At 72.4% G+C, this 23,601-nt stretch carries 24 protein-coding genes; 11 read left to right on the forward strand and 13 right to left on the reverse strand.

The genetic code is table 11. The annotated features are described in order from the left end of the window. Position 1: 1 nt before the first annotated feature. Complete coding sequence (locus tag ABZ621_RS29755) at positions 2 to 1,534, forward strand: hypothetical protein (protein WP_360609520.1); 1,533 nt, start codon at positions 2 to 4, stop codon at positions 1,532 to 1,534. 10 nt (positions 1,535 to 1,544) lie between these two features. On the opposite strand, the gene ABZ621_RS29760 is transcribed toward ABZ621_RS29755, so the two are convergent. From ABZ621_RS29760 to hemL, 8 genes are all read right to left on the reverse strand, one after another. Then, positions 1,545 to 2,072: an SRPBCC family protein gene (locus tag ABZ621_RS29760; protein ID WP_360609521.1), complete on the reverse strand. Its 528-nt coding sequence runs from the start codon at positions 2,070 to 2,072 to the stop codon at positions 1,545 to 1,547. Positions 2,073 to 2,126: 54 nt separating this feature from the next. Further along, a complete protein-coding gene (ccsB, locus tag ABZ621_RS29765; RefSeq protein WP_360609522.1) occupies positions 2,127 to 3,209 on the reverse strand; it encodes a c-type cytochrome biogenesis protein CcsB in 1,083 nt (360 codons plus the stop codon). Next, positions 3,206 to 4,972 (reverse strand): cytochrome c biogenesis protein ResB, encoded by a 1,767-nt coding sequence (locus ABZ621_RS29770; RefSeq protein WP_360609523.1) that lies wholly within the window; start codon positions 4,970 to 4,972, stop codon positions 3,206 to 3,208. The genes ccsB and ABZ621_RS29770 overlap by 4 nt, the downstream gene beginning before the upstream one ends. 3 nt (positions 4,973 to 4,975) lie before the next feature. Then, positions 4,976 to 5,713: a cytochrome c biogenesis protein CcdA gene (locus tag ABZ621_RS29775; protein ID WP_360609524.1), complete on the reverse strand. Its 738-nt coding sequence runs from the start codon at positions 5,711 to 5,713 to the stop codon at positions 4,976 to 4,978. A 4-nt stretch (positions 5,714 to 5,717) separates the two neighbouring features. Continuing rightward, positions 5,718 to 6,332, reverse strand: a complete 615-nt coding sequence (locus ABZ621_RS29780) for a TlpA disulfide reductase family protein (protein ID WP_360609525.1) — start codon at positions 6,330 to 6,332, stop codon at positions 5,718 to 5,720. A 77-nt stretch (positions 6,333 to 6,409) separates the two neighbouring features. After that, positions 6,410 to 7,666 (reverse strand): hypothetical protein, encoded by a 1,257-nt coding sequence (locus ABZ621_RS29785; protein ID WP_360609526.1) that lies wholly within the window; start codon positions 7,664 to 7,666, stop codon positions 6,410 to 6,412. 228 nt (positions 7,667 to 7,894) lie between these two features. Then, positions 7,895 to 8,596 (reverse strand): histidine phosphatase family protein, encoded by a 702-nt coding sequence (locus ABZ621_RS29790; RefSeq protein ID WP_360609527.1) that lies wholly within the window; start codon positions 8,594 to 8,596, stop codon positions 7,895 to 7,897. Further along, positions 8,593 to 9,900 carry a glutamate-1-semialdehyde 2,1-aminomutase gene (gene hemL, locus ABZ621_RS29795; protein WP_360609528.1) on the reverse strand — a complete coding sequence of 436 codons (1,308 nt, stop codon included), beginning with the start codon at positions 9,898 to 9,900 and terminating at the stop codon, positions 8,593 to 8,595. The genes ABZ621_RS29790 and hemL overlap by 4 nt, the downstream gene beginning before the upstream one ends. A 267-nt stretch (positions 9,901 to 10,167) precedes the next feature. On the opposite strand from hemL, the gene ABZ621_RS29800 reads away from it, so the two are divergent. Both ABZ621_RS29800 and ABZ621_RS29805 read left to right on the forward strand, forming a co-directional pair. Continuing rightward, positions 10,168 to 10,767 carry a hypothetical protein gene (locus ABZ621_RS29800; RefSeq protein WP_360609529.1) on the forward strand — a complete coding sequence of 200 codons (600 nt, stop codon included), beginning with the start codon at positions 10,168 to 10,170 and terminating at the stop codon, positions 10,765 to 10,767. A gap of 192 nt (positions 10,768 to 10,959) precedes the next feature. Further along, positions 10,960 to 11,385 carry a MerR family transcriptional regulator gene (locus ABZ621_RS29805; protein ID WP_360609570.1) on the forward strand — a complete coding sequence of 142 codons (426 nt, stop codon included), beginning with the start codon at positions 10,960 to 10,962 and terminating at the stop codon, positions 11,383 to 11,385. A gap of 71 nt (positions 11,386 to 11,456) precedes the next feature. On the opposite strand, the gene ABZ621_RS29810 is transcribed toward ABZ621_RS29805, so the two are convergent. Beyond that, entirely contained in the window at positions 11,457 to 12,326 is an 870-nt protein-coding gene (locus tag ABZ621_RS29810; protein WP_360609530.1) for an ABC transporter substrate-binding protein, read from the reverse strand. Positions 12,327 to 12,591: 265 nt separating this feature from the next. Between ABZ621_RS29810 and ABZ621_RS29815 the strand changes: the two genes are divergently transcribed. Continuing rightward, positions 12,592 to 12,834: a hypothetical protein gene (locus ABZ621_RS29815; protein WP_360609531.1), complete on the forward strand. Its 243-nt coding sequence runs from the start codon at positions 12,592 to 12,594 to the stop codon at positions 12,832 to 12,834. A 345-nt stretch (positions 12,835 to 13,179) separates the two neighbouring features. Next, entirely contained in the window at positions 13,180 to 13,761 is a 582-nt protein-coding gene (locus ABZ621_RS29820) for a GNAT family N-acetyltransferase (RefSeq protein ID WP_360609532.1), read from the forward strand. Here ABZ621_RS29820 and ABZ621_RS29825 read toward each other — a convergent pair. Further along, positions 13,745 to 14,185: a GNAT family N-acetyltransferase gene (locus ABZ621_RS29825; RefSeq protein ID WP_360609533.1), complete on the reverse strand. Its 441-nt coding sequence runs from the start codon at positions 14,183 to 14,185 to the stop codon at positions 13,745 to 13,747. The genes ABZ621_RS29820 and ABZ621_RS29825 overlap by 17 nt on opposite strands. A 142-nt stretch (positions 14,186 to 14,327) precedes the next feature. On the opposite strand from ABZ621_RS29825, the gene ABZ621_RS29830 reads away from it, so the two are divergent. Continuing rightward, positions 14,328 to 15,062, forward strand: a complete 735-nt coding sequence (locus ABZ621_RS29830) for a Mut7-C RNAse domain-containing protein (RefSeq protein ID WP_360609534.1) — start codon at positions 14,328 to 14,330, stop codon at positions 15,060 to 15,062. Between the two features lie 33 nt (positions 15,063 to 15,095). Here the strand turns inward: ABZ621_RS29830 and ABZ621_RS29835 are convergent, their stop codons facing one another. After that, positions 15,096 to 15,656 (reverse strand): TetR family transcriptional regulator, encoded by a 561-nt coding sequence (locus tag ABZ621_RS29835; RefSeq protein WP_360609535.1) that lies wholly within the window; start codon positions 15,654 to 15,656, stop codon positions 15,096 to 15,098. A gap of 101 nt (positions 15,657 to 15,757) precedes the next feature. Between ABZ621_RS29835 and ABZ621_RS29840 the strand changes: the two genes are divergently transcribed. Beyond that, positions 15,758 to 17,209 carry an FAD-dependent oxidoreductase gene (locus ABZ621_RS29840; protein WP_360609536.1) on the forward strand — a complete coding sequence of 484 codons (1,452 nt, stop codon included), beginning with the start codon at positions 15,758 to 15,760 and terminating at the stop codon, positions 17,207 to 17,209. 29 nt (positions 17,210 to 17,238) lie between these two features. On the opposite strand, the gene ABZ621_RS29845 is transcribed toward ABZ621_RS29840, so the two are convergent. Continuing rightward, entirely contained in the window at positions 17,239 to 17,781 is a 543-nt protein-coding gene (locus ABZ621_RS29845) for a hypothetical protein (RefSeq protein ID WP_360609537.1), read from the reverse strand. 129 nt (positions 17,782 to 17,910) lie between these two features. Here ABZ621_RS29845 and ABZ621_RS29850 point away from each other — a divergent pair, with 129 nt between their 5' ends. Further along, on the forward strand, positions 17,911 to 18,666 hold the full coding sequence (locus ABZ621_RS29850; RefSeq protein ID WP_360609538.1) for an SDR family NAD(P)-dependent oxidoreductase: 756 nt from the start codon (positions 17,911 to 17,913) through the stop codon (positions 18,664 to 18,666). A gap of 93 nt (positions 18,667 to 18,759) precedes the next feature. Here the strand turns inward: ABZ621_RS29850 and ABZ621_RS29855 are convergent, their stop codons facing one another. Next, positions 18,760 to 19,953 carry an RtcB family protein gene (locus ABZ621_RS29855; protein ID WP_360609539.1) on the reverse strand — a complete coding sequence of 398 codons (1,194 nt, stop codon included), beginning with the start codon at positions 19,951 to 19,953 and terminating at the stop codon, positions 18,760 to 18,762. Positions 19,954 to 20,127: 174 nt separating this feature from the next. Here ABZ621_RS29855 and ABZ621_RS29860 point away from each other — a divergent pair, with 174 nt between their 5' ends. From ABZ621_RS29860 to ABZ621_RS29870, 3 genes are all read left to right on the forward strand, one after another. Further along, the gene (locus ABZ621_RS29860) at positions 20,128 to 21,090 is read left to right on the forward strand and encodes a DUF3558 domain-containing protein (RefSeq protein ID WP_360609540.1); all 963 of its coding nucleotides are present in this window, start codon (positions 20,128 to 20,130) and stop codon (positions 21,088 to 21,090) included. Positions 21,091 to 21,222: 132 nt separating this feature from the next. Further along, on the forward strand, positions 21,223 to 21,966 hold the full coding sequence (locus tag ABZ621_RS29865) for a DUF3558 domain-containing protein (RefSeq protein ID WP_360609541.1): 744 nt from the start codon (positions 21,223 to 21,225) through the stop codon (positions 21,964 to 21,966). Positions 21,967 to 22,137: 171 nt separating this feature from the next. After that, positions 22,138 to 23,520: a DUF2637 domain-containing protein gene (locus ABZ621_RS29870; protein WP_360609542.1), complete on the forward strand. Its 1,383-nt coding sequence runs from the start codon at positions 22,138 to 22,140 to the stop codon at positions 23,518 to 23,520. Positions 23,521 to 23,601: the final 81 nt, after the last annotated feature.

The following is a 23,601-nucleotide window of genomic DNA, read 5'->3' on the forward strand; positions in this document are numbered from 1 at the left end:
GATGTTCGACCGGCTGCGCCGCCGCTTCTTCTGGACGCCCCGGCAGAAGCTCCTCACCGTGCTCCTCGCGACCGCCCTCGTCGCCGGCCTCGGCGGCTGGGGCCTGGTGCGGCTCCTCCAGCCGGAGGACCGTTCCTGCGCCGCCGGCGTGGAACGGCCCTCCGGCAGCGGGGAGTGCGTCGGCGTGAACGGGGACGGCCACGCCTTCGGCGTCCCCGCCCTCGCCGCGATCACCGGCGCCATCGGGCGCGAGAACGCCACCCTCAAGGCCGGCGAGTACGCCACCGTCGCCGTGCTGCTCCCGATCACCGCCACCGACCCCGGCACCCGGGAGAAGATCCTCCGCGAACTCCAGGGCGCGTACGCCTACCAGTACCGGGCCAACCACGAGTCGAACAGCGAGACCCCGAAGATCCGGCTCGTCCTCGCCAACACCGGCAACAAGAACGCCCACTGGCGCACGGTCGTCGACCGGCTCGTCGCCATGACCGCCGCCCCCGACCGGCTGCGCGCCGTCTCCGGCGTCGCCACCTCCTCCGCCGAGGTGCGGGAGGCGGTCACCGCCCTCACCGGCGCGGGAATCGCCGTCGTCGGCACCACCATCACCGCCGACGACCTCGCCAACGGCCCCGGCCGCGACCGCTTCCCCGGCCTCGCCCGGGTCTCCCCCACCAACAGCGACGAGGCCCGGGCCCTCGCCGACTTCGGCCGGGTCGACGCGGCCCGCGCGATCCTCGTCCAGGACTCCCGCACCGGCGACCACTACATCGACACCCTGCGGACCGCCTTCGCCGAGTCCCTCAAGGGCGCCCCCTACGAGCCGCAGCTCTACACCTCGCCGAAGGACAACACCGAGGAGGGCACCACCGCCAACACCTTCCGCCAGATCACCCACCTGATCTGCGACACCCGCGCCGAGACCGTCTTCTTCGCCGGCCGCCACACCCAGCTGCGCCAGTTCATCAACGCGCTCGGCTCCCGCGGCTGCGCCGACCGCGCCTTCACCGTCCTGACCGGCGACGAGGGCTCGTACCTCGGCGCCGACGAGAAGCTGAACCGCGCGGCCCTCGGCAAGAAGCTGACCGTCCGGTACGCCGCGCTCGCCCACCCCGACGCCTGGAAGCCCGCACCGGGCCGGCCGGTGCCGACGACCGGCGGCTCGGTCGTCGCCTTCGAGACCTTCCTCACCGACATCGCCCGCGCCGACCCCAAGCCGATCCCGCTCCGGGACGGGCAGGCGATCATCGCGTACGACGCGATGGCGACGGCCGTCCACGCCATCCGCCAGGCCACCCCGGCGAACGCCCCCTACCCGGAGCTCGCCGACGTCGGCACCCAGTGGCCCCAGGTCAAGGGCTCGCTGCGGGTCCAGGGCGCGAGCGGCTGGATCTGCCTCGACAACCACGGCAACCCGTACAACAAGGCCGTCCCCATCGTGGAGCTCGCCGCCGACGGCACCCAGCGCTTCGTCCAGACCGCCTGGCCGGAGGGCGAACCCCCGACGACGAGCTGCCTGCCGCCGAAGAAGGGATAGACCGCGTCCGCTACGGCACCCACTTGGGCCAGGGCGCCACGTCCTGGGCGTACAGCTCGCGCAGCTCGCTCCAGCGCCCGGTCGTCCATTTCCGCCAGTCCATAGGGGCACCGTCCAGCGCGTCCCGCAGCCGCTCGAAGTGGTCGTGCCAGCCGGCCAGGCAGTCGAGGAGCAGGTCCCGGTCGCCCTGGAACTCGTTGGTGAAACGCAGCACGGTCGACGCCCCGCCGGCGTCCGGTTCCAGATGGAACCGGATCCGTCCGTGCGGGGCGTCGACCGTGTACTCGGCCACGTGGTCGGGGTCCCAGGCGGTCACCCGCCCGGAGACCTCGGTGTCGCCGTTCAGCCAGCGGAGGGTGACCCTCCCGTCCAGCCTCGGCTCCAGCGGGTCCGCCGCGCAGAGCCAGGAGGGCAGCCCCTCCGGCGAGGCGACCTTCTCCCACACCACCGCCTGGGGGTGCGGCAGCTCGATCACGTACCGCAGCAGGTGCGTGTCGCCGTCGTGGGTCTCGCTCCTGCCCCGGGGTATCTCGCTCATACCTCCAGCGTGGCCCCCCGAAGGGGGCCGTGCCAGCGCAGACGCCGTGCCGGCTCAGACGCCGGCGTAGGAGTGCTTGCTGCTGACGAAGATGTTCACGCCGTAGTAGTTGAAGAGGAAGCAGCCGAAGGCGATGAGCGCGATGTACGCGGCCTTGCGGCCCTTCCAGCCGGCCGTGGCCCGGGCGTGCAGGTAGGCGGCGTAACCGACCCACGTGATGAACGACCAGACCTCCTTGGCGTCCCAGCCCCAGTAGCGGCCCCACGCGTCGCCGGCCCAGATGGCGCCCGCGATGATCGTGAAGGTCCAGAGCGGGAAGATCGCCGCGTTGACCCGGTAGGCGAACTTGTCGAGGGTGGCGGCGGCGGGAAGCCGCTCCAGGACGGAGCGGGCGAAACCGCTCGGCGTGCCGCCGTTCGCGAGCTTGTTCTCGTACGAGTCGCGGAAGAGGTACAGCAGGGTGGCGACGGCGCCCAGGTAGAGCACGGCGCCGCAGAAGATCGCGGTGGAGACGTGGATCCACAGCCAGTACGAGTCCAGGGCGGGCACGAGCTGGTCGCTCTCGGTGTACAGCAGGGTGGTCGCCACGCCCAGGTCGAGCAGGACCGTCGTCACCAGCGGGAGCCCGATCCAGCGGACGTTCTTCCCGGCGAGCAGGAACGCCAGGTACACGCCCACCGCCACCGTGGAGAAGGTGGTGGAGAACTCGTACATGTTGCCCCAGGGGGCGCGCTGCACGGAGATCGCGCGCACGACCACGCCCGCCGCCTCCAGGGCGAAGGCGAGGACGGTGAGCGAGACGGCGATCCGGCCGTAGAGGTCGCCCTTGACCGTGCCGCCGGCGGCGCCGGGGCCGTCGGGGACGTCACGGGTGCCGGCCGCGGCCCGGGTGACGACCTTGGGCCGGTCCAGGACGGTGGTGCCGCCGGCCCCCTTGACCTGGACGGACACGGTGGCGGCCGCGGCCTCCTTCCGCTCCGTCAGCGCGGCGGCCGTGCGGCCGACCTTGCTGCGGCTGCCGAACACCCACTCGGCGATGTGGGCGAGGAAGGCCAGGGTGTAGACGGCCATCGAGGAGTAGACGAGCGTGTTGCTCATCTGCGCCAGGCTCTCGTTGGTCTCGGCGGCGAGGATCACTTCTCGACCCCTTCTGATGCTTCCGCTTCTGCTTCGGCGGGTTCGGATGCGGCGGGTTCGGACGCTGCGGAATCCGGTTCGGCGGCTTCCGGTTCGGCGGGTTCGGGCGCCGGGGGCGCCGTGGCGGTGAGCGCGACCGCGAGCTCGGCGAGCTCCTCGGGCAGCTTGGCGGACTCGCTGCGGCCGAGGCCCGCCATCTCGACGACGGTCGTGCCGTCCTCGCCGCGGACGGCGCGGACCCAGACCCGGCGCCGCTGGATGAAGAGCGAGCCGGTGAGTCCGGCGATCGCGGCGACCGCGCCGGAGAGGGCGAGGCCGTTGCCCGGCTGCTGGGAGACCTGGAAGCTCGCCCACTCCTTGATCTCCTTCTCGAAGGTGATCGAGCCGGCGCCGTCGGGCAGCGTCATGGTCTCGCCGGGCCGCATCCGCTGGGCGACCCCGGTGCCTCCGTCGACCTTGAACTGGGTCATCTTGGAGGTGTCGAGCTGGTACACGTTCTGCGGCAGCCCGGAGTTGACCCGCAGGTCGCCGCGGTAGCCGGTGAGGGCCATCACGGGGAAGTCGAGCGCGGGGAACTGGGAGAACATGTTCCCCTGCCCGGCGCCCGCGAAGGTGGGCACGAAGAAGGCCTTGAAGCCGAGCTGTTCCGGCTTGCCGTTCTTGTCGCGGTAGCCGTCCATCACCTTGATCGCGCCGGTGGAGGTGATGTTGTTGTCGATCGGCAGCAGCGGGACCGCGCCGCGGAAGACGACCTTGCCCCTGCCGTCCTTGACGGTGACGACCGGCGCGTAGCCGTGGGCGATCAGATAGACCTTGGAGTCGCCGACCTTCAGCGGCTCGTTGACCCGGATGACCGCCTTCTCGTCCTTGCCGTCGCCCCGCGTGTAGGTGACGGCCGCCTCGAAGGTGCGCGGGGTGCCGCGCTGCGGGCCGCTCTTCTCGTACGTACCGGTGAAGCGGTCCAGGGTGAAGCTGAACGGCTCCAGCTCGTCGACGCCGAACTGGGAGCCGGACTTGAAGTCGTCGTACTGGGTGAGCGTGTTGGAGAAGCCGTCGCCCTCGACGACCAGCTTGCCGCCCTCGGACTTGAAGAGCTGGCCCCAGGCGAAGGCCACCAGCATCACGATCAGCGCGAGGTGGAAGAGGAGGTTGCCCGCCTCCCGGAGGTAGCCCTTCTCGGCGGCGACCGCGTCACCCGCCGTACGGGCCCGGAAGCGGCGTCCCTTGAGGACGGCGAGGGCCGCCTCGCGGACCTCCTCGGGGTCCGCCTCGGTGCGCCAGGTGGTGTACGCGGGGAGGCGGGTGAGCCGCTTGGGGGCGCCCGGCGGCAGGCCGCGCAGCTGGCCGACGAACTGCCAGGTGCGCGGGACGATGCAGCCGATGAGGGAGACGAAGAGCAGGATGTAGATCGCGGAGAACCACACCGAGCTGTAGACGTCGAAGAGCTGGAGCTTCTCGTACAGCGGCGTGAGGGTCTCGTGCGCCTGCTTGAAGTCGGCGACCTTCATCTCGTCCGCGCTGGTCTGCGGGATGAGGGAGCCGGGGACGGCGCCGAGGGAGAGCAGGAAGAGCAGGATCAGCGCCACCCGCATGGAGGTGAGCTGGCGCCAGAACCAGCGGATCCAGCCGACGACCCCGAGGGTGGGGCCGCCGATCGTCTCTTCCCGGGGGGCGGTGGAGAGGTCGGCGCCGGCCGCGTCGTCACCGGTCGTGTGCTCGGTGTCCGCGGTGTCGGTCGCGTCCGTCGTTTCTGTCTTGCTCATGGATCAGATTCCCACCGTGAAGCCGCCGGCCCAGCCCTGCATCGTGGAGACCATGCTGTCCCAGACGCCTGTGAGGAGGAGGACACCCGTGACGATCATCATGCCGCCGCCGATCCTCATCACCCACACGTAATGCTTCTTGACCCAGCCGAAGGCGCCGAGGGCCTTGCGGAAGGCGACGGCGGCGAAGACGAACGGGACGCCGAGGCCGAGGCAGTACGCGAGGGCCAGTATGGCCCCGCGTCCGGCGCTGGCCTGTTCGAGGGCGAGCGCGTTGACCGAGGCGAGCGTCGGACCGATGCACGGGGTCCAGCCGATGCCGAAGAGCGCGCCGAGGACGGGCGCGCCGAGCAGGCCGGCGACGGGCTTCCGGTGGAAGCGGAACTCGCGCTGGGTGAACCAGGGCATCAGGCCCGCGAAGAAGAGCCCCATGAGGATCATGAAGACGCCGAGGACGGTGCCGAGCCCCTCGCTGTACTTCTCGAGCGTGCGGCCGAACTCGCCGAAGAGGGCGCCGCCGGAGACGAAGACGGCGGTGAAGCCCGCGACGAAGAGGAGGGCCCCGGCGGCCATCCGGCCGCGGCGCTGGTCGGCGAGGTCGGTGCCGGAGACACCGGTGACGTACGACAGGTAGCCGGGGACGAGCGGGAGCACGCACGGCGAGAAGAAGGAGACCAGGCCGGCCAGGAGGGCGACGGGGACGGCGAGCAGGAGGGCTCCGCTGGTGACGGTCTCGTTCACCGGCTCACTTCTCCTTGAGCAGCGGGTCGATCATGGACCGCAGCTTGGTCTCGTCGACGGCCATGAGCGCGCGGGCGGCGATCTTGCCCTCCTTGTCGAGCACGACGGTGGAGGGGATGCCCTTGGGGCTGAGGGTGCCCTTGGGGAAGCCGAAGAGGATGAGCTTGCCGTCCCGGTCGTAGAGGCTCGGGTACGGGATCTTGTAGTCGTCCTCGAAGGCGAGCGCCTGCTGCTTGTTGGCGTCGCGGGTGTTGAGGCCGACGAAGGCGACGTCCTCGCCCTTCAGGGCCTCGGCGGCCTTGGCGAAGTGCGGGGCCTCGGCGCGGCAGGGGCCGCACCAGGAGCCCCACACGTTGAGGACGACGACCTTGCCCTTGAGGTCGGCGACGTCGAGCTTCTCGCCCTCCAGGGTCTCGCCGGCGATCTGGTTGATCCCCTCGCGCTGTCCCTTGGGGACGGTGGAGACGCCGCCCTTGCTGGTGACGAAGTTGGTGTTGCCGCCACCGGAGGTGCCGTTGTCGTCGCCACCGCAGGCGGAGAGCACGAGGGCGGCGGACAGCGCGCCGACGGCGGCGAGGGCGCGTCGGGAGGCAGGACGGAGGCCACGGCTAAGGCTCATGTGAAAAGTTTCGCATGGGCGTTTGGGGGATCTTGGGCACCCCCCTACGTGCCCGTAACGCCCCTTGTCAAGATCGCCTAAGCGGCTTTGAGATAGGTGCTCCACCCACCGGCCGGCTTCTGCCCCACGTCGAGGGTACGCAGCCGGGCCAGGAGCGCCGGGTCCTGGACGTCCATCCAGTCGGTGAACTGGCGGAACGACACCAGCCGGACGTCCTTCTTCCCGGCCATCGCCTTGAGCGCCTCCTCGACGGCGTCCATGTAGATGCCGCCGTTCCACTGCTCGAAGTGGTTGCCGACGAAGAAGGGCGCGCGGTTGGACTCGTACGCGCGCGTGAAGCCGGCGATCAGCGCGTCGGTGGCCTGCTTGCGCCAGCCGGGATAGCGGGAGGGCATGCCCTTGGTCGAGTTCTTCGACTGGTTGGCGAGGATGTTGTAGTCCATGGAGAGGACCTCGAAGGAGTGCCCGGGGAAGGGCACGGCCTGGAGCGGGAAGTCCCAGATGCCCTTGCGCTTGACGGGCCAGGTCTGGCGGCCGCCGGGGGAGCTGGCGTCGTAGCGCCAGCCGAGGCGCTTGGCGGTGGGCAGCAGGTTGTCCTGGCCGAGGAGGCAGGGGGTGCGGCCGCCGACGAGCTCCTTGGAGTAGTCGAAGGGCAGCGGGTCGAGGTCGGTCCAGCCGCTGTTGGTCTTCCACTCGGTGACGAACTTCATCGCCTGGTCGATCTCGCTCTGCCACTGGGCCGGGGTCCAGTTGCCGACGGAGCCGGAGCCGCCGCAGAAGTGGCCGTTGAAGTGGGTGCCGATCTCGTGTCCGTCGAGCCAGGCCTGGCGGACGTTCTTGAGGGTGTCCTTGATGTGCTCGTCGGTGAGGTAGCCGATGTCGGAGGCGCCGACGCGGTTGTTCGGCGGGCGGTAGAGGTTCTTCTTGGACTCGGGCAGCAGGTAGACGCCGGAGAGGAAGAAGGTCATGGCCGCATCGTGGTTGCGGGCCAGTTCGAGGAAGCGGGGGAAGAGGCCGTTGCCGACCTCGCCGGCGCCGTCCCAGGAGAAGACGACGAACTGCGGCGGGGTCTGGCCGGGTTCGAGCGGGACGGGGGTGTCGGGCTGGTGGGGCTGCTTGCCGGTGTCGGCGGTGGAACCGTCGCCGATGAGCCGGACGTCGTCCTTGGTCGGCGCGGGAGTGGTGGTGTCGCCGCCGGTCGCGGGGGCACCGCCCTTGTCCGGTCCGGAACTTCCCTTGCCGCCCTGATCCTTGTCGCTGCACCCGGCGACCCCGAGCGCCGCCGCCGCTCCGACACCCGCTCCGAGAAGGCCCCTTCGACTGATCCCGCGCATGTCATCCCCATTCGCGCTGTTGTGTGACCGAAACATCATCCAAACCGACAATGAGTGAGATGCGGGGAGGAACACGGAGGTTCCGGTCACTCGCACAAAAATTTCAGGGCGGCCGGAGAGGAACCTCTCTCCGGCCGCCCTGACGTCGCTTCGACGATGCCGCTTTGACGATGTCCCGTCAAGCACATGCGCGGTGGGTACGGGGGCTACGCCCCGGCGGGTACGGGACTACGCCCCGAAGGCCTTCTGCCTGCCCTTCACCGGCTTGGCGCCGGCCCGCAGGTGCACCGGCACCAGATCGATCGCCGGCTCGCTGTACCCGACCGAGACGATCTTGTCGCCCTTGTACGTGAACGAGGTCAGCGAGGCCAGCGTGCACTGCCGGCGCCGCGGGTCGTGCCACAGCCTGCGCCGCTCCACGAAGGACCGCACGATCCAGATCGGCAGCTGGTGGCTGACCAGCACCGCCTCGTGCCCACGCGCCGCGTCCTTCGCCGCGTCCAGCGCGCCCATCATCCGCACGACCTGCTCGATGTACGGCTCGCCCCAGGACGGCTGGAAGGGGTTCGTGAGGTGCTTCCAGTTCGCCGGACGGCGCAGCGCCCCGTCGCCGACGCCGAAGGTCTTGCCCTCGAAGACGTTCGCCGCCTCGATGAGGCGCGAGTCGGTGGCCAGGTCCAGGCCGTGCGACTTGGCGATCGGGGTGGCCGTCTCCTGCGCCCGCTCCAGCGGGGAGGCGACGACGTGGGTGACGTCCCGCTCGGCCAGCGACTCGGCCACCCGGTCGGCCATCTGCCGGCCCAGCTCGGACAGGTGGTAGCCGGCCCGGCGCCCGTACAGCACGCCGTCCGGGTTGTGCACCTCGCCGTGGCGCATGAGGTGGACGACGGTGATGTCCTCCGCGCCCTTCACGTCCTCGCTCGCGCTCATGCCGTGGCCTCCGCGGCGGCGCGGGCGGCGGCGGGCAGCGCGGCGGCGATCCGCTCGATCGCGCGCTCGTCGTGCGCGGCGGAGACGAACCAGGACTCGAAGGCCGACGGCGGCAGGTAGACGCCGTCCGCGAGCATCGAGTGGAAGAAGGCGTTGAAGCGGAAGGCCTCCTGCCGCTTCGCCTCGTCGTAGTTCCGCACCTCGTCGGCGGTGAAGAAGACCGAGAACATGTTGGACGCGGTCTGCAGCCGGTGCGCCACGCCCTCCTTGGCGAGCGCGCCGGTGACCAGGCCCTGGATCTCCTTCGAGACCGCGTTCACCTTCTCGTACGCGGCCTCGTCGAGCAGCCGCAGCTGCGCGAGCCCGGCGGCGGTGGCGACCGGGTTACCGGAGAGCGTGCCCGCCTGGTAGACCGGGCCGGCCGGGGCGAGGTGCGCCATGACGTCGGCGCGGCCGCCGAACGCCGCGGCCGGGAAGCCGCCGCCCATGACCTTGCCGAAGGTCAGCAGGTCGGCCTTGACGCCGTCCACCCCGTACCAGCCGGCGCGGCTGGTACGGAAGCCGGTCATGACCTCGTCGGAGATGTACAGCGCGCCGTTCTCCCGGCACAGGTCCGCGAGGCCCTGGTTGAAGCCGGGCAGCGGCGGGACGACGCCCATGTTGCCGGGCGAGGCCTCGGTGATCACACAGGCGATCTCGCCCGGGTGCGAGGCGAACGCGGCCCGCACGGCCTCCAGGTCGTTGTACGGCAGCACGATCGTGTCGCCGGCCTGGGCGCCGGTCACGCCGGGCGTGTCGGGCAGGCCGAGGGTGGCGACGCCGGAGCCGGCGGCGGCCAGCAGCGCGTCCACGTGCCCGTGGTAGCAGCCCGCGAACTTGACGACCTTCGCGCGCCCGGTGAACCCGCGGGCGAGCCGGATCGCGGACATCGTCGCCTCGGTTCCGGAGGAGACCAGGCGCACCTGCTCCACCGGCTCCACGCGGGCCACGATCTCCTCTGCGAGCGCCACCTCGCCCTCGCCGGGCGTGCCGAAGGAGGTGCCGCGGGCCACCGCGGCCTGCACGGCGGCGGTCACCTCGGGGTGCGCGTGGCCGAGAATCATCGGTCCCCACGAGCAGACGAGGTCGACGTACTCGCGACCGTCCGCATCCGTGAGGTACGGACCGGTGCCGGACACCATGAACCGGGGCGTACCGCCCACAGCCCGGAAGGCCCGCACCGGTGAGTTCACGCCGCCGGGCGTCACAAGGGACGCGCGGTCGAAAAGCGTCTGTGAGACTGGGGCTTCGTATGAATACGACACAACGATCCTGACCTGCGAGTACGACGTCTGGTACGGAGGGACGGTGTGGGCACCCTGTGCGTCACGCCGGGGCGGCCTGCCGCCGCGTCTGCGAAACTGTGGCGACAGGGACCTCATGGGGTTGGCTCACGGGAACCATGGTGTCAGAGGCGGCGGCGTTTCTTGCGGACAGGTGTTTCACCGCAGTGACGCGGGGGAGGTCACTGACACGATGATCGGGTTGCGCGGCGGGGTCGTGTTGCCGAGAAAAAGCAGTCGGGTGGAGATATGCATCGCGGTGGCGGACCGGGCGAGGGGACGGACGACCTGGGTCCGGAGCCTGTCCGGCGGGGGAGGCACCGGCGCCGGCGGGCGGAGGACCCGGCCGCGCCGGACAATCGCGCGTCCCCCGAGCAGCCCCCTGCGGACCCGCCCCTCGGGAGCCGCAGCTTGGCGGTGACCTACAAGTACTTCGGCGCGCCCGACGGCGCCACGGCGGCCCGCGTCCCGATCTCGATGCGCCCGGAGGAGCTCGGCGGCGACGAGCTGGGCATGGGCGGCATGTTCTCCAAGATCAAGCCGGAGACCATAGCGGCGATGGTCCTCACCGGCATCCAGGGCCTGCCGCTGAACAAGGTCCCCCCGCTGGAACTGGTCGTCCTGCACCCCGACTACGCGGTGGTGAAGCTCCCGACGACCGTGGTCGACCCGCTGCGCGCGATCGGCGAGGAGTCGGTCGGCGCCGCCGCCTTCATCTGGTCCACCGTCCCCGACCGCGGCGGCCCGCGCGACGCCTTCGACGTCTACCAGCTCCTCCACGAGTGGCAGGACTTCTCCGTCCGCCTCCACGAGGCCGGCCACCAGCCGTACTGCCTGGTCTGGCCCTGACGGCTGGCTCTCTCCGCGTTTCCGACCGTCATAGCGCCTGAAATTAGGACGAATCGGATCTAATGCATGGAGGTTGGTTCCCAGGCGCCGTACGAGGAGGACCCTGTCGTGACCCGAGTGACCGGCTTCACCGGAATGACCGGAGCGACTGGAGCGACCGCGACGACCGGGGTGCGCCCGTCGGCGGCCCGCATGCCCGGGGCGCGGACCGCGGTGGGCGAGCCCATGCAGATCTCCGAGGTCGCCGCCCGCACCGAGCTCCCCCTGCGCACCATCCGGCAGTACGAGGACTGCGGCCTGGTCGTCCCCTCGGCTGCCTCCCCGGGCGGCTTCCCCCTCTACACGGACGCCGACGTGACCCGGCTGATGGTGATCCGCCGCATGCAGCCGCTCGGCTTCGGCCTCGACGAGACCCGTGAGCTCCTCACCTCGGTCGACCGTCTCGCCGCCGACCTCCCCGGCACGGACGGCGAACTCGAACCGGCCGAACGCGAGCTCCTGGTCGCCCGCGTCCGCCGCTACGAGGAGGCCGCCGCCGCCCGCGTCGCCGACCTCCGCCTCCAGCTGACCCGCGCCGAGGAGTTCGCCGCCTCCCTCCGCTCCCGCCTCACCGCCTGAGACGGCCCCGGGCGACGGGGAGGCGGGGGCACGGGACCGTCGGGAGCACGAGGCCCGGCGGCACAAAGGATTCAGGGGCGCGGGGGCTCCGCGAGGGCCTGGGCCAGGGCGTGGAAGAAGCGGGCGTAGGCGGCCGGGCTCGGCGGGGTCTCGGGGTTCCACGGCAGCAGCCGCGCGCCGGCCGGCAGCCGCTCCGGCCCCTCGGGCCGGCTCGCGTGGGCCCTGCTGTCGTACAGGACCAGCGCCGGGGCGAGGTCGAGGGCCCGCTCCCAGCCGGTGGTCAGCCAGTTCGCGCCCGGCCCCGGCCCCGGGTCGAGCAGCCGGACCCCGAGTCCGGCCAGCCGCGCCAGCTCCGGCCAGGCCACCGGACGCGCCAGGTGCACCTGCTCGGCGCCGCCCCCGGAGAGCGCCAGCACCCCGTACCCGCCGTCGGCCGCCGCGGCCGCGTCCCGTACCGCCTCCTCCGCCTCCGCGAGCACCCCCGCGCCGCCCGGCCCGTGCTCCGGCGCCCCCAGCGCCGCCCCCAGCTCCCCGAACCGTCCGATGATCGCCGGCAGACTCAGGTCGTTGCCGACGGAGAGCGCCACCAGCGGCACCCCCAGCCGCCCCAGGAGCTCCTCGTCCACGGCGTACGGGCTCTTCCCGTCGTACGTGACGTCCACCACCAGCTCCGGCCGCAGCTCCCGCAGCCGCTCCTCGTCCAGCGCCCGCCCCGGCCCCAGGTACGGCACTCCGGCCGCCGCGAGACCGCCGTCCTTCGCCGGGTCCGGCTCCGCCCCGTCATGCCCGGAGCCGTACACCGCGACCGGCGTCACCCCCAGGTCCAGGAGGGCCGCCCCGGCCCGTACGTAGGCGAGCACCCGTGTCGGCCTCGCCGCCGCCTCCGCCTCCACTCCCCTGTCGTCCGTGAAACCCCATCCGCGCACACCAGTTCCGGACATGCGGCTGCTCCCTCCCGGCCGGAATCTGCCTCCGCCGCCACCTTCGAACGGTTCCCCGTCCGGCACAAGAGGGCCTCCCCGGAGCGCGCCGCCCGCCCCGCCGCCCCGGGACTTTGGTCCCGGCCCCCCTGCCGAAAGTCCCCCACCGTGGTGTTAACTGAACGGGTCGGGAGGAAGCAGTAGGAATCGCCTGTGCCGCCGTGCCCGCACGCCCCCTGCCGGCGCGTGCGCCGTGCGCCGGCCTCCTCGCCCTGGAGTGAACGTCATGTCCGTGCCCGGCCAGTTCTCCGACCCCCGTGTCCTCACCCTCTTCGCCGTGCTCACGGTCGCGACGGGCGTGTGGCTGGTGACCGGCCTGCGCGCCCGCGCCCGCCGGATCCGCTCGCTGACGCCGATGGACCGCGTCTGGCACCCGCAGGAGTCGGTGCCGCTCACCCCGGCGGAGGAGCTCGCCTTCGGCCGGGTCGTCTCCCGCCTCTCCCTCACCTCCTCCGGCCGCCTGCGCTGACGGCGCCGCCCACGCCCCGACCCGCTTCCGCGTCTCCGCGGGCCGCCGGCGCAAGATCCACTGTTCTCGAAGGCAAGGTGCCTGTCGGCGTCCGTCATGGACTCGACGCAGGAAGATCTCCCCGGCCCCGTCGGGGAAAAACGCGTCAGGCCCCCGACCCGTCCCGGACCCCGCCCCCTACGGGCCGCTCGGGCCAAAGCCCGCCCGATGCCCGGCTCGACGCCCGGCTCGACGCCCGGCTGGACGCCTGGCTCGACGCCTGGCCCGGAGCCCGGTTCGGAGCCCACCCGAGGCCCCGCCTCGGATCGCGGCCCGCCTGTCGGTGCCGTGCCGTACGGTGCGCGCATGACCGAATCCCCCGCACTCCCCGAGCCGTCCGCGACCACCGGGGCCGCCGGGACCGCCGCCGCGGCCGTACGCCTCGAAGCCTGGTCCGAGGAGGACGCCGGGCTGCTGCGGGCGCTGAACGCGCTGGAGCTGATGGGGCACCTGGGCGGGCCGGAGACCGAGGAGCAGCTGGTCCGCCGCCACCGTCGGTACGTGGACCTGAGCGCCGACACCACGGGCGCGGGCCGGATGTTCCGGGTCGTGCTGCTGCCGGACGAGCGGGTCGCGGGCAGCATCGGCTTCTGGACGTCGGAGTGGCGGGGCGAGCCGGTGTACGAGACGGGCTGGGCGGTCCTGCCGGGCTTCCAGGGCCGCGGCGTCGCGACCCTGGCCACGCGCTCGGTGGCGGAGCGGGCCCGGGCCGCGGGGCTCCACGGCCACCTGTTCGCCTTCCCGTCGGTGGAGAACGCCGCGTCGAACGCGGTGTGCCGCAAGGCCGGGTTCGAGCTGCTCGGCGAGGAGGACTTCGAGTACCCGCCGGGCCGGCCGATGCGCTGCAACGCCTGGCGTCTCGACCTGGGGGCTACCGGGGGTCGGTGAGCGGCCGGACGAAGTGGAAGGCCACGATGTCGAAGCGCTCGCGCAGGTAGAAGCGGTGGGCGTCGGTGCGCTGGGTGCCGGAGTCGAGGTTGAGCTCGTGGCAGCCGGCGGCGCGGGCGTGGCCGTCCAGGTGGGCGATGAGCGCGTGGCCGACGCCGGTGGAGCGGACGACGGAGGCGGTCACCAGGTCGTCGACGTACAGCTTGCTGATCGAGCTGGTGTTGTGGACGAGCCGCCAGCCGGCCGCGCCGACGCACCGGCCGTCCTCGTCGTAGGCCGCCGTGAAGCGCAGGCCCTGGGCGTGGCCGCGCTCGTACACGTCCCGGAAGAGGGCGGGCGTGAGGTGCGGGCGCAGTTCGAGGAGGACCGGCAGGAGGTCGCTCTCCAGACGCGGGTCGCCGGGTTCGAGGTCGATGATCTTCATGCAGGGGACGGTAACCCAGCCCCCGGCGCCCTGTCGTGGCCGTGACCGCCCTGGTCACGACTGCGGTCGACTCCGGTCGCCTCCGGCGCCACGGCCCGGAAATCCCTGGCCCGCCGTCCGTGCCCGGTGCGATCCTGTCCCCGTGAACGGACCGGAGATCCAGATCAGTTTCGCGCCCGGCCTCGCCGTCTTCGTCGCCGCCGAGCGGCGCTCGGGGCGCACGGCCGTGGTGACCGACGGCGTCTCCTCGCTGGGCCATGTCGTCGAGTCCCTCGGCGTCCCGCTCACCGAGGCGGGCCGGCTTCTGGTCGACGGCCGTCCGGTGGCCGCCGCGCACGTGCCCGCCGCCGGCGAGACCGTCGAGGTCGAGGACGTCGCCCGCCCCCAGCCGGTGCCCGGCGCGCCCCTCCGGTTCCTGCTCGACGTGCACCTGGGCACCCTGGCCCGGCGGCTGCGGCTGCTGGGCGTCGACGCCGCGTACGAGAACGAGGACATCGGCGACCCGGCGCTCGCCGCGCTCTCCGCCCAGGAGCGGCGGGTCATGCTCTCCCGCGACCGCGGGCTGCTGCGCCGCCGCGAGCTGTGGGCGGGGGCGTACGTGTACAGCGACCGGCCCGACGACCAGCTCCGTGACGTCCTGGAGCGGTTCGCGCCGGCGCTGGCGCCGTGGACCCGCTGCACCGCCTGCAACGGGCTGCTCACCGACACCGGCAAGGACGAGGTGCGCGAGCGGCTGGAGCACGGCACCGAGAAGACGTACGACGTCTTCGCGCGGTGCGAGGAGTGCGACCGGGTGTACTGGCGGGGCGCGCACCACGCCCGTCTGGAGGCGATCGTCGACGAGGCGGTGCGCGAGTTCGGCGCGGCCGCCTCGTAGGTACCGCCGCGGTTCAGCGGGCCCTCGGCGGCTTCAGGGCGTCTCGGCCGTGAGGTAGCGCTGCACGGTCGGCGCCAGCCAGGCCACCACCTCGTCGCGGCTCATCTCGGCGGCCGGGGGGATGCGGAGCACGTAGCGGGCGAGCGCCATGCCGAGGATCTGGGAGGCGACGAGCGCGGCGCGGGCCGGGGCCTCCTCGGGCTTCGGGCAGACGCCGAGGGTGACGGGGCCGAGCTGCGCCCCGAAGATCGCCTGCATGCGGGCGGCCCCCGCCTCGTTGGTGACGCCGACTCTGAGCAGTGCGGTGAGGACGTCGTCGCGCTCCCAGCGGTCGAGGAAGTGGTTCACGAGGACGGCCCCGATGTGCCGGGAGGGCAGTGCGCCCAGGGGCGGCAGGGCCAGGTCGATCTCGGAGGCGGCGGCGAAGAGCCCTTCCTTGTTCCCGAAGTAGCGCATGACCATCGACGGGTCGATCTCTGCGTCGCGGGCGATGGCCCGGATCGTGGCGCGCTCGTACCCGTCGGCGGCGAAGCGCTCGCGGGCGGCCTCCAGGATCGCGGCCCGCGTGGTGTCGGAGCGGCGTGCGGTCGTCATGCCCACAACTGTAGGCCAACAGGTGTTGACACGTCACACGGGGTGGTCATACCGTTGCCAACAAGCGTAGGCCAACAAGCGTTGACCCATCGGAGGCAGCCATGCGCACCACCGAATCCCACCCGGCCGACACCACCACCGAGCCCCTCGGCGCCGACGTCGTCGTCATCGGCGCCGGCCCCACCGGACTGCTGCTCGCCGGCGACCTCGCCGCCGCCGGCCTCGCCGTCACCCTCGTCGAGCGCCGACCCGCCGGCCGCTCCAACCTCACCCGCGCCTTCGGCGTGCACGCCCGCACGCTGGAACTGCTCGACACCCGAGGCCTCGCCGACGCCCTGGAAGCCACCGGCATCCGGCTGAACCGCATGCGGCTCTTCGGCAACCTCTCCCTCGACCTCAGCCGCCTCCCCTCCCGCTTCGACCACATCCTCATCACCCCCCAGTACGAGGTCGAGCGCCTCCTCGAACAGCGCGCGGTCGACGCCGGCGTCACCTTCCGCCACGACACCTCCCTCACCGCCCTCCACCAGGACGCCGACGGCGTCACCGCCGAACTCGCCGGCCCCGACGGCACCCCCTTCACGCTCCGCGCCCGCCACCTCGTCGGCACCGACGGCCACCGCAGCACCGTCCGCACCGCCCTCGGGCTGCCCTTCCCCGGCACCAGCGTCATCCGCTCGATCGTCCTCGCCGACGTCCGGCTCACCGAGGAGCCCGCCGCCTCCCTGACCGTCAACGGCACCGGGGACACCTTCGCCTTCATCGCCCCCTTCGGCGACGGCTGGTACCGCGTCATGGGCTGGGACCGCACCCGCCAGGTCCCCGACAGCGAGCCCATCGACCTCGACGAGGTCCGCGACCTCGCCCGCCGTGCCCTCGGCACCGACCACGGCATGCACGACGCCCGCTGGATCTCCCGCTTCCACAGCGACGAGCGCCAGGCCCCGGCCTACCGCGTCGGCCGCGTCTTCCTCGCCGGGGACGCCGCCCACGTCCACTCCCCCGCCGGCGGCCAGGGCATGAACACCGGCCTCCAGGACGCCGCCAACCTCTCCTGGAAGCTCGCCGCCGTCCACCGCGGCGAAGCCCCCGACCCCGAGGCCCTCCTCGACAGCTACCAGACCGAGCGCCACCCCGTCGGCACCATGGTCCTGCGCAGCAGCGGCGCCCTCATCCGCCTCGCCATGGCCCACACCCCCGCCACCCGCGCGCTGCGGGCCGTCGCCACCACCGTCCTCGGCGTCCTGCGCCCCGCCTCCGCCAAGGCCCTCGGCATGATCAGCGGCATCGGCATCACCTACGCCCCCGTCCCCGGCGGCGGCCGCGCCTCCGGCCGGCGCGCCCCCGACGCCCGGCTCCGCGAGGGCCGGCTCCACGAGCTGCTCCGGGCGGGCGAGTTCGTCCTCGTCGCCCCCGAGGGCACCGCCCCGGCCCTGCCGCCCTCCGCCCCGACCGGCGCGGCACGCGTCGTGCGGGCCACCTGGACGGACCCCGCCCGCCGGACCGCGGTCCTCGTCCGCCCCGACGGATACGTGCACTGGAGCAGCCGATGAGCAGCGACCCGGCACCCCTGACGGGCACCTCAGAAGACGTACGGGTCCCCGGTGGCGAGGACCAGCACCCGGTGCCGGTCGTTGAAGGAGTTCCGGTCGGCCCCGCCGGCCCGCCAGGCCGTGCTCACGTCGACCGTCAGCTCCTGCGGCCGGCCCACGGTCCTCAGGTCCAGCGCCAGCTCACCCGCCGCCCCGCCGCCGGACAGCGCACCCGTCCGGCAGGACACCACCCGGGCGCTGCTCCACAGACACCCCGGAGGCAGCTCCTGGCCGCCCGCCATGGGCGCGGAGAAGGCCAGCCGGACGGTGGCGTCCGCGACGTCGGACGGCCCGTGGTTCTCCGTCACCAGCCACACCCCGACCCGCCCGTCCCACAGGGAGACATGACCGTGGTGGGCGAGATCCGCCTCGGCCCCGGCCGCGCCGGCGACCGCCGCGGCACCCACGTCACCACCCGCGTCACCACCCCCGTCACCGGTCCCCTCACCGGTCGCCCCGGCCGTCGTCCCGGCACCCAGCACCACGAGCGCCGCCAGCACGGCCCCGAGCACACCCTTCGACATCGCACGCATAAGGCAAAAATACCCATAGATCATCCCATTTTCTGACAATCCGTCAGCCCGCGTGTCCTCCGGAGCCACCGACCCGCCGCCTATCCTGACCACGACACCGACCGACCACCTGTGCGAGGAGCCTCCGCCATGTCCGCCCCCATCGCCGTCATCACCGGAGCGAGCAGCGGCATCGGCGCCGCCACGGCCCGGCAGCTGGCCGCCGCCGGCTACCGCGTGGTCCTCACCGCCCGCCGCAAGGACCGCATCGAGGCCCTCGCCGCCGAGATCACCGAGGCCGGCCACCAGGCCACCGCGTACGCCCTCGACGTCACCGACCGCGCCGCCGTCGACGAGTTCGCCACCGCCTTCCGCACCCTCGCCGTCCTCGTCAACAACGCCGGCGGCGCCCTCGGCCTCGACCCCGTCGCCACCGGCGACCCCGAGGACTGGCGCCGCATGTACGACGTCAACGTCCTCGGCACCCTCCACATGACCCAGGCCCTGCTGCCCGCGCTCACCGCGAGCGGCGACGGCACCGTCGTCGTCCTCTCCTCCACCGCCGGCCACTCCACCTACGAAGGCGGCGCCGGCTACGTCGCCGCCAAGAACGGCGCCCGCGTCCTCGCCGAGACCCTCCGCCTGGAGATCGTCGGCACCCCGGTCCGCGTCATCGAGATCGCCCCCGGCCTGGTCAAGACCGAGGAGTTCGCCACCACCCGCTTCCGCGGCGACACCGACCGCGCCGCCAAGGTCTACGCCGGCGTGGCCGAGCCCCTCACCGCCGACGACGTCGCCGACACCATCACCTGGGCCTGCACCCGCCCGCCGCACGTCAACATCGACCTCCTGGTCGTCCGCCCCCGTGCCCAGGCCTCCAACACCAAGCTCCACCGCGAGCCGTAGGCAGCGAGCCGTGGACGGCGTGGACCGCGAGGTGGCAGCGGGCACGACGAAGGGCCCCGGCGCAGCGCACCGGGGCCCTCCCACCGAGCCGTCCTAGCCCTTCACGCAGATGACCTGCTTGAGCTTGGCGACGACCTCCACGAGGTCGGTCTGCTGCTCGATGACCTTCTCGATCGGCTTGTACGCACCCGGGATCTCGTCCACGACGCCGGAGTCCTTGCGGCACTCCACGCCCTGCGTCTGCTCCTCCAGGTCCCGCGTCGTGAAGCGCTTCTTCGCCGCGTTCCGGCTCATCTTCCGGCCCGCGCCGTGCGAGGCCGAGTTGAACGAGGCCGCGTTCCCGAGGCCCTTCACGATGTACGAGCCGGTGCCCATCGAGCCCGGGATGATGCCGAACTCGCCGGAGCCGGCCCGGATCGCGCCCTTGCGGGTCACGAGCAGGTCCATGCCCTCGTACCGCTCTTCCGCCACGTAGTTGTGGTGGCAGGAGATCACCGGCTCGAAGGACACCTTCGCCTTCCGGAACTCCTTGCGGACGACCTCCTGGAAGAGCGCCATCATGATCGCGCGGTTGTACTTCGCGTACTCCTGCGCCCAGAAGAGGTCGTGCCGGTAGGCCGCCATCTGCGGGGTCTCGGAGACGAAGACCGCGAGGTCACGGTCGATGATCCCCTGGTTGTGCGGCAGCCGCTGCGCCACGCCGATGTGGTGCTCGGCGAGCTCCTTGCCGATGTTCCGCGAGCCCGAGTGCAGCATCAGCCACACCGCCCCGGACGTGTCCACGCAGAGCTCCACGAAGTGGTTGCCGGAGCCGAGCGTCCCCATCTGGAGCGCGGCCCGCTCGCGGCGGAACTTCACCGCGTCCGCCACCCCGTCGAAGCGCGACCAGAAGTCGTCCCAGCCGCCCGTCGGGAACTGGTAGAGCCGCTTCGGGTCGACCTCGTCGCGGTGCATGCCCCGGCCGACCGGGATCGCCTGCTCGATCTTCGAGCGGAGGCGGGAGAGGTCGGCGGGGAGGTCCTCGGCCGTCAGGGAGGTCTTCACCGCGGACATGCCGCAGCCGATGTCCACACCGACCGCCGCCGGGCAGACAGCGTCCTTCATGGCGATCACCGAACCGACCGTCGCGCCCTTGCCGTAATGCACGTCGGGCATGACCGCGAGGCCCTTGATCCACGGCAGCGTCGCCACGTTCCGCAGCTGCTGCATCGCGCCGCCCTCCACCGTGGAAGGATCGGCCCACATCCGGATGGGCACCTGCGCACCCGGTACCTCTACATACGACATACTTCCTCGATTCCCCCGAAAAGTCCGATAACGCAAAAACCGGAGCCAAAGCCCGTACAGGTGACGGCGGACCGGCATCAACGGCTGTGCGTGCGATAGACATTGTGTCCATCCGCCTTCACGGGGCGGCAAACAGTTTTCGGGAAAGACTTCGGGAGAAGGGAGCCTGGGACGGTGCAGCGAAAGAGGTACTCACCCGGCCGCGTCCCCGGCACTCTCCTCGGCCTCGGCGCCGGTCTCGGCGTCGCGCTCGGCGCCCTGACCGGCTGCTCGGCGGCCGGTACCGCCGAGGACGTCACGGTCGACGCGAAGGCCGGCTCCGCCGCCGTGCCCGTCGCGCCCCCAGGCCGCTACCGCACCCTCTTCGAACCGTGCGGCGCCGTCCCCCAGGCCGCCCTGCGCGAGCTGCTCCCCGGGACCGTGGCGCTCGCCGACGCCGAGCGTGCCAAGGCGCTGCGCGGCACGGCCGCGGTCACGTACGACACGGACCGCCGCGTCGGCTGCACCTGGACCGCCGACACGGCGGACGGCGGTTCGCACCGCCTGGTGCTCGACGTGGAGCGGGTGGTCTCGTACGACCCGACGGTGAGTGACGCCACGCGGGCGCAGGAGGTCTACACCCGCAAGCAGCTCGCGGCCGGGATCGCCGTACCGGTGACCCCGACACCCACCCCCACCGGGCCCACCGCGCCGAGCGGCGCCCCGACGACGCCCCCGCAGGCCCCGACCGCCTCGGGCACCGCCACCACGCCCCCGCCCTCCCCCACCAAGGCGCCGACGACCGGCACCGGCACCACCACCGGGGCCACCCCCACCGGAGGCCCCTCTTCCACCTCCTCCTCCACCTCCTCCGGCGCCCCCGCCGCAGGCACCCCTTCCGCGCCGGCGACGACCGGCCTGGAGCCCCGGCTGCTCGGCGGGCTCGGCGACATCGCCTTCGTCGGCGACACCCTCGGTTCGGCCGGCGGCGCCGGCCGCCAGCGGGTCGTGAGCGTGGTGTTCCGCACATCGAACGTCGTCGTGACCGTCGAGTACCGGCAGCGCACGACGGGCACGGCGCCGGCCCCGGACAGCAAGGAACTGCAGGACAGGGCGCAGAATCTGGCCCGTCTGCTGGCGGACCGGCTGGAGGAGTAGCCGGCCGCCCGGTGTCCCGCGCGGCCCCCCGGGCCGCGGGGGGACCACGTAACGTGTCGGCGTACCCAGGGCCGCCAGGGCCACCGACCGGCACCGGCACCACCGGCCGTACGACAAGCGACTGAAGGAACCATGCAGCGATCAGCTCCGCGACTCACCCGCATCCTCGCCGCCGCAGCCGTCCCCGTGATGCTCGTCGTCGCCGGCTGCTCCTCGGACTCGGGAAGCGACGGCGACGGAGCCGCCAAGACGGGCGGGGAGAAGGCGAAGGCGACCGCGACCGCCACCGCGTCGGCGACCCCGTCCCCGACGCCGACCGTCGAGCCCGCGAAGTTCGCGAAGCTGCCCTCGGCGTGCAAGGCGATCGCGGCGAAGACCACCGCCGCGCTGGTTCCGAAGGCGAAGAACGAGAACGGCACCGCCGCGCCCTCCACGGACCTCGCCCACCGCAGCGGCTGCTCGTGGAACGGCCTGGAGGACAAGGGCGTCAAGGGCTCGCAGTACCGCTGGCTCGACGTGTCGTTCTACCGGTACGACTCCGAGGTCTCCCTCGGCAGCGGCCAGGCGCGCGCGCAGGAGAACTTCGCCAAGGAGCTCGGGAAGATCCAGGGCACCACCGGTGCGAAGACGCTGAGCACCACGTCGGTGACCGGTATCGGCGACGAGGCGAAGATGGTCACGTACACCGTCAACAAGACCGGCGAGAACTTCCCCTACGCGTCGGTCGTGGCGCGCACCGGCAACGTGCTGGTCCTGCTGTCGTACAACGGCGCCGGATACGCGGGCGCGCCCGTGCCGCGGGCGAAGACGATCGTCGAGGGTGCGACGAAGGCGGCGAAGGAGGCGGTCGCCTCCGTGGGCGCCGCCAACAAGTAGTCGTACCCGCCGATCGGCCCGGCCAACCCCCGTCGGCCGCCCGGGTACTGACACAAATCAACACAGACAGGCGTGTCCGAGCGGAGCCCGTCCCTCCCCAGAGGGTCGGGCTTCGTTCATGTGTGCCACTCTGGGGCCCGCGAGACGTCGAATCACGGGAGGGGATCGCGGGTGGCCGCGATGGAGCTGACACGCACACACCGCATACTCATCGGGCTCGTCATCGGCGGCGCGGTGATCATCGCGGGGATCGGTTTCGCGGGTTCGTACGCGGCCGTGCGCGAGCTTGCCGTACACAAGGGCTTCGGTACGTTCTCGTACTTCTTCCCGATCGGCATCGACGCGGGCATCTGTGTGCTGCTCGCCCTGGACCTGCTGCTGACCTGGCTCAGGATCCCCTTCCCGCTGCTGCGGCAGACGGCGTGGCTCCTGACGGCGGCGACGATCGCGTTCAACGGCGCGGCGGCCTGGCCCGACCCGCTGGGCGTCGGCATGCACGCGGTCATCCCGATGCTGTTCGTGGTCGCGGTCGAGGCGGCGCGGCACGCGGTGGGCCGGATCGCGGACATCACCGCGGACAAGCACATGGAGGGCGTGCGGCTGACCCGGTGGCTGCTGTCGCCGGTGCCGACGTTCCGGCTGTGGCGGCGGATGAAGCTGTGGGAGCTGCGCTCGTACGACCAGGTGATCAAGCTGGAGCAGGAGCGGCTGATCTACCAGGCCCGGCTCCAGGCCCGCTTCGGCCGCGGCTGGCGGCGCAAGGCGCCGGTGGAGGCGCTGATGCCGCTGCGGCTCGCCCGGTACGGCGTCCCGCTCGCGGAGACGGCCCCGGCGGGCCTCGCGGCGGCGGGCGTCGAGCCGGTCCTCCTGCCGCCGAACCCGCACCCCACCGCGCACCCGGCCCCGGCTCCGGTCCAGGTCCCCGTCGCGGTCGCCGCGGCCCCGGTCCCGGCCCCGCAGCTGCCGGCGGCACCGCACCAGGCGCAGGGCCAGGCACAGGGCCAGGCGCAGGGCCAGGCACAGGCAGAGCCGCCGCAGGTACCGGCACAGCCGCAGCTGCCCCGGATGCAGGCCCCTCAGCACCCGGCCCCTCAGCACCCGGCCCCCCAGCATCAGGAGCCGCAGCAGGAGCCGCACCACCCGAACCACCAGAGCCCCTGGTTCGACACCCCGCAGGTCACGCCGGAGGCGTACGGGGGGACGTACAGCGCGCAGACCGCGGAGGGCCTCCCGGGGCACGTCCAGCCGCCGGTCCCCGACCCGTCGACTCCCGAGGTCCTGGCTCCCGAGCTGTTCGGGGAGCCTCAGCAGCCCGACCCGAACCAGCAGCCCGACCCGCAGCTGGAGGAGCTCCGCGAGACCGTCTACAAGGTGATGTACGGCTTCGTGCAGGAGAGCGACCGCTTCCCCACGACGTTCGAGCTCGACCAGCTGATGGCGGAGTCGTACGCCGCCCAGGAACTCCCGGCCCCGCCCACGGACCTGCTCCGGTGGGTGACGCCGGAGGTGCAGCGGCGCATCCAGCAGAACATGGCGGAGTTCGACCCGTCCTGACCCCACCCGTCCTGACCCACCCGTCCTGACCCACCCGCGCCTACGGCGAAGGGCCGCCCCCGTCACGGGAGCGGCCCTTCG

This window comes from Streptomyces sp. NPDC007863 (assembly GCF_040633895.1).
Taxonomy (GTDB): Bacteria; Actinomycetota; Actinomycetes; order Streptomycetales; family Streptomycetaceae; genus Streptomyces.

Coding starts and splice junctions, on each gene's coding strand:
- ABZ621_RS29815 (WP_360609531.1), top strand. CDS start 12,592: ATGTCCGTGCCCGGCCAGTTCTCCGACCCCCGTGTCCTCACCCTCTTC.
- ABZ621_RS29810 (WP_360609530.1), bottom strand. CDS start 12,326: ATGTCCGGAACTGGTGTGCGCGGATGGGGTTTCACGGACGACAGGGGA.
- ABZ621_RS29755 (WP_360609520.1), top strand. CDS start 2: ATGTTCGACCGGCTGCGCCGCCGCTTCTTCTGGACGCCCCGGCAGAAG.
- ABZ621_RS29800 (WP_360609529.1), top strand. CDS start 10,168: ATGCATCGCGGTGGCGGACCGGGCGAGGGGACGGACGACCTGGGTCCG.
- ABZ621_RS29840 (WP_360609536.1), top strand. CDS start 15,758: ATGCGCACCACCGAATCCCACCCGGCCGACACCACCACCGAGCCCCTC.
- ABZ621_RS29825 (WP_360609533.1), bottom strand. CDS start 14,185: ATGAAGATCATCGACCTCGAACCCGGCGACCCGCGTCTGGAGAGCGAC.
- ABZ621_RS29770 (WP_360609523.1), bottom strand. CDS start 4,972: ATGAGCAAGACAGAAACGACGGACGCGACCGACACCGCGGACACCGAG.
- ABZ621_RS29865 (WP_360609541.1), top strand. CDS start 21,223: ATGCAGCGATCAGCTCCGCGACTCACCCGCATCCTCGCCGCCGCAGCC.
- ABZ621_RS29835 (WP_360609535.1), bottom strand. CDS start 15,656: ATGACGACCGCACGCCGCTCCGACACCACGCGGGCCGCGATCCTGGAG.
- ABZ621_RS29785 (WP_360609526.1), bottom strand. CDS start 7,666: ATGCGCGGGATCAGTCGAAGGGGCCTTCTCGGAGCGGGTGTCGGAGCG.
- ABZ621_RS29780 (WP_360609525.1), bottom strand. CDS start 6,332: ATGAGCCTTAGCCGTGGCCTCCGTCCTGCCTCCCGACGCGCCCTCGCC.
- ABZ621_RS29790 (WP_360609527.1), bottom strand. CDS start 8,596: ATGAGCGCGAGCGAGGACGTGAAGGGCGCGGAGGACATCACCGTCGTC.
- ABZ621_RS29855 (WP_360609539.1), bottom strand. CDS start 19,953: ATGTCGTATGTAGAGGTACCGGGTGCGCAGGTGCCCATCCGGATGTGG.
- ABZ621_RS29845 (WP_360609537.1), bottom strand. CDS start 17,781: ATGCGTGCGATGTCGAAGGGTGTGCTCGGGGCCGTGCTGGCGGCGCTC.
- ABZ621_RS29850 (WP_360609538.1), top strand. CDS start 17,911: ATGTCCGCCCCCATCGCCGTCATCACCGGAGCGAGCAGCGGCATCGGC.
- ABZ621_RS29760 (WP_360609521.1), bottom strand. CDS start 2,072: ATGAGCGAGATACCCCGGGGCAGGAGCGAGACCCACGACGGCGACACG.
- ABZ621_RS29805 (WP_360609570.1), top strand. CDS start 10,960: ATGCCCGGGGCGCGGACCGCGGTGGGCGAGCCCATGCAGATCTCCGAG.
- ABZ621_RS29820 (WP_360609532.1), top strand. CDS start 13,180: ATGACCGAATCCCCCGCACTCCCCGAGCCGTCCGCGACCACCGGGGCC.